The organism is Nitrococcus sp. (assembly GCF_059432795.1).
The window spans coordinates 1-3,506 of sequence record NZ_JBXWZQ010000139.1; the positions used below are offsets into that span (position 1 = coordinate 1).

Here is a 3,506-nt window from a genome sequence, read left to right on the forward strand (position 1 = left end):
TTGTCGACATCTCCCGGCGTGACGGTGAGCCACCGGCCATGCCGCCCCGCCCACGCCTTCAAACGCTGCTCGCCGAGCAGACGCCCGGCGAAATACCACGGGAATGCCCCGAGTATCGAGCCGGCCATTCCGGCGACGATCACACCCCAAAGGCTCAGATCGCCGCGCGCGGCGACGAAACCGGCCCGGGGCATGATGTTCTCCGCTGGGATCGGAGGGAAAACATTCTCCAGGACCAACAAGAGCACGATGACGCTGTAGCCCATAACGGCGATAAAGTCAGCGATCCAGTCAATCATGGCGGGTACGCCTCCCAGGCAAGCCTTTTCCGGCCACGAGGCGGTTCGAAACGACCGATCTCGTGCGTAAGTATCCCCATAGTTTGATGTCCCAGGTCGATCTTAATTCCTATTTCGCCCGAATTGGCTATCTGGGGCGGCGCACGCCGTCAATCGCGACGCGGCGGGCGCTGCAGGAACTCCACCCCGCCGCGATCGTGTTCGAGGCGATCGATGTGCTGCCGTCTGACCATCCGAGCTTCCCAGGGCGCAGCGGAGCGCTTGCAGCTAAGCGCCGATGCGCTCGATCGGGTTTTGGCCGAAACCTTCGGCTTGCCGGTGGAACCCGGATGGCGGCCGCTGCTCAAGCGTGCCGTCGCGGCGGGTCAGCTCGACTAATAGGCGGCCCGACGCGAGCCGTGCAGTGCCTTGGCACCGGCCAGCGGCATACCGGCCGTCTCCCGAATGAGGAGAATGGGTGTCAAAGCGATCGCCGCCGCGCCCATCAGGTAATAGGCTGGGATGTAATTGCTATCCGAGATTGAGATCAGGTAAGTGATCATCAAGGGTGCCGTGCCGCCGAAAAGTGAGGTGGAGATGTTGTAGGAGATCGTGAACCCGCCGTTGCGCACCCGGGTGGAAAAAATCGCCGGCAGCGTCGCAGGCAGCGTGCCCGAGAGCAACACCACGAAGAAGCCGATGATGGCCAGCCCGGCGAACTCCATACCGGTGCTGCCCTGCATCAGGGCGAAGGCGGGATACGAGAAAATCAACAACCCGAGGCAGGCCACCATCAATACCGGTCTGCGCCCGATGCGATCGGAGATTTTACCGATGAACGTCAGCAGCGCCATCAGACCCAGCAGCACGCCGAGCGAGAGCAGCAGGGAGTGCAGCGCACTGATGTTCAAACGGGTCGTGAGATAGCTCGGCATGTATTTGAGCACGGTGTAGTAAGCCACGTTCCAGACCAGCACGACGCCGATGCACAGGAACAGCGATCGCCAATGGTCCGTCACCATCTCGCGGAACGGCGCCTCGGCCACCTCTCCCGCGTTCTGCACGTCCTTGAATGCCGGACTGTCCTCGAGCTTGAGTCGCAGGTACAAGCCGAACAGGCCCATCGGCGCGGCCATCAGGAACGGAACCCGCCAGCCCCAGGAGGTCATGGCCTCGCTCGACAACGATCCGGCGAGCACGGCAGCCAGGATTGCCGCCAATGCGTATCCGCCTAACGTGCCGAACTCGAGCCAGCTCGTCAGAATGCCGCGCTGCTTGTCGGGGGCATACTCGGCAATGAAGGTCGCGGCGCTGCCGTACTCCCCGCCGGTGGAAAAGCCTTGCACCAGCCGGAGCAGGATCAAACCGATGGGCGACCAGATGCCGATGGCCTCGTAGCTTGGCAGCAGACCCACCGCGAACGTCGCGGCCGACATCATGAGGATCGTCGTGACCAGCACGCCGCTGCGGCCGATCTTGTCGCCCAAGGGGCCAAAAAACAAACTGCCGATCGGGCGGGCCACGAAAGCGACCGCAAAGACCGCGAACGCCGAGAGCAGCGAGGTCGTCGGATTGTGGCTCGGAAAGAAAACGTGCCCCAGGGTGACGGCGAAATAACCGTAGACACCGAAGTCGAACCACTCCAGGGCGTTGCCGATGGCCGCGCCCGCGATGGCCCGACGCATGGCGGAGTCGTCGACTTCTTGCCCACCGACTTGGTCAATGCGCTCACTTTCCACGTCGTTCACTTGCTAAGCTCTCCTGCGGACGAAATCACCGGCAACGAAACAATCGCTTATCGAGCCGCGGCAAGCGCCTGGTCGATGTCGGCGAGAATATCGTCGATATGCTCGAGACCGATCGAAAGCCGTACCAGGTCTTTGGATACCCCCGCTTTCTCGAGCTCCTTGTCGTCGAGCTGGCGGTGCGTCGTGGTGGCCGGGTGGCAGGCCAGCGATTTGGCATCGCCGATGTTCACCAGCCGTACGATGAGATCGAGCGCGTCGATGAACTTGGCGCCCGCCTCCGCGCCGCCCTTGATACCGAAGCTGAGAATGCCCGAGGCCTTGCCGTTCATGTATTTTTCGGCGAGTGCATGATCGGGGCTCTCCGGCAGTCCGGCGTAGTTGACCCAGGTGACCTCCGCGTGGCCCTGCAGGTGCTCGGCGACTTTCTGCGCGTTCTCGCAATGGCGCTCCATCCGCAACGGCAGCGTCTCGATGCCCTGCAGCACCAGAAAGGCGTTGAACGGGCTCAGCGCGGCACCCGTGTTCCGCAGGGGCGCCACCCGCGCCCGGCCGATAAAGGCGGCCTCGCCCAATGCCTCGGTGTACACCACGCCGTGGTACGAGGGATCCGGTTCGTTGAGCATCCGAAAACGCTGCTTATGCTGCGCCCAGGGAAACCGGCCGGAGTCGACGATCACGCCGGCGATGCTGTTGCCGTGTCCGCCCATGTATTTGGTCAGCGCATGGACCACGATATCAGCGCCGTGCTCAATGGGCCGCCAAAGATACGGCGAGGGAACGGTGTTATCGGCGATCAGCGGCACGCCCCGGGCGTGGGCGATCTCGGCGAGACGCTCGATATCGACGATATTTTCGGCGGGATTGCCCACCGTCTCGCAGAACACGGCCTTGGTCTTCTCGTCGATGCGCGCGGCGATGCCCTCGAAATCATCCTGTGCGACGAAGCGCGCCTCGATGCCGCGCCGCGGCAGACCGTGGGCGAAGAAATTGTAGGTGCCGCCGTAGAGCTTGGAGGTGGTGACGAGGTTATCGCCCGCCTCGGCTATGGTCTCGATGGCATATTCGATGGCGGCCATGCCGGAAGCGACCGCGAGCGCGGCGACACCGCCCTCCATCTGCGCGACCCGTTCTTCGAGCACGGCGTTGGTCGGGTTCATGATGCGGGTGTAGATATTGCCCGCCACCTTGAGATCGAAAAGATCGGCGCCGTGCTGGGTGCTGTCGAAGGCATAGGAGGTGGTCTGATAGATCGGCACCGCCACGGCCTTGGTGGTCGGCTCGGGCTGGTAGCCGCCATGGATGGCAATGGTTTCGAGTTTCACAGCGATTCCTCGGCTCTCCGGGCGCGTAAGGCCCTAGCCATACTAACCTTCTCGGTAAGCGAATCCTAATCGCCACCTGCTACCAGCTCGCGGCGACGGCCGGCGCGATTTTCTCCGCCACGCTTCGCCAGGCCTTGGCCAGGCTTTCGACGAGGGCC

Annotated in this window: 4 protein-coding genes; 1 reads left to right on the forward strand and 3 read right to left on the reverse strand. The window is 63.1% G+C overall.

All coding sequences use genetic code 11. The annotated features are described in order from the left end of the window. Positions 1 to 299: DedA family protein (locus AC52Q4_RS10330; protein WP_495536718.1), on the reverse strand; the 299-nt coding region annotated here is incomplete at its 3' end. 213 nt (positions 300 to 512) lie between these two features. Between AC52Q4_RS10330 and AC52Q4_RS10335 the strand changes: the two genes are divergently transcribed. Continuing rightward, the gene (locus tag AC52Q4_RS10335; protein WP_495536719.1) at positions 513 to 677 is read left to right on the forward strand and encodes a hypothetical protein; all 165 of its coding nucleotides are present in this window, start codon (positions 513 to 515) and stop codon (positions 675 to 677) included. Here the strand turns inward: AC52Q4_RS10335 and AC52Q4_RS10340 are convergent. Next, positions 674 to 2,026: an MFS transporter gene (locus AC52Q4_RS10340; protein WP_495536720.1), complete on the reverse strand. Its 1,353-nt coding sequence runs from the start codon at positions 2,024 to 2,026 to the stop codon at positions 674 to 676. The genes AC52Q4_RS10335 and AC52Q4_RS10340 overlap by 4 nt on opposite strands. Before the next feature lie 47 nt (positions 2,027 to 2,073). Further along, entirely contained in the window at positions 2,074 to 3,348 is a 1,275-nt protein-coding gene (locus tag AC52Q4_RS10345; RefSeq protein ID WP_495536721.1) for an O-acetylhomoserine aminocarboxypropyltransferase/cysteine synthase family protein, read from the reverse strand. Positions 3,349 to 3,506 lie beyond the last annotated feature (158 nt).

Bases quoted from the DNA above. Each gene is read 5' to 3' on its own strand.
- AC52Q4_RS10335 (WP_495536719.1), top strand. From the start codon at position 513: ATGTGCTGCCGTCTGACCATCCGAGCTTCCCAGGGCGCAGCGGAGCGC.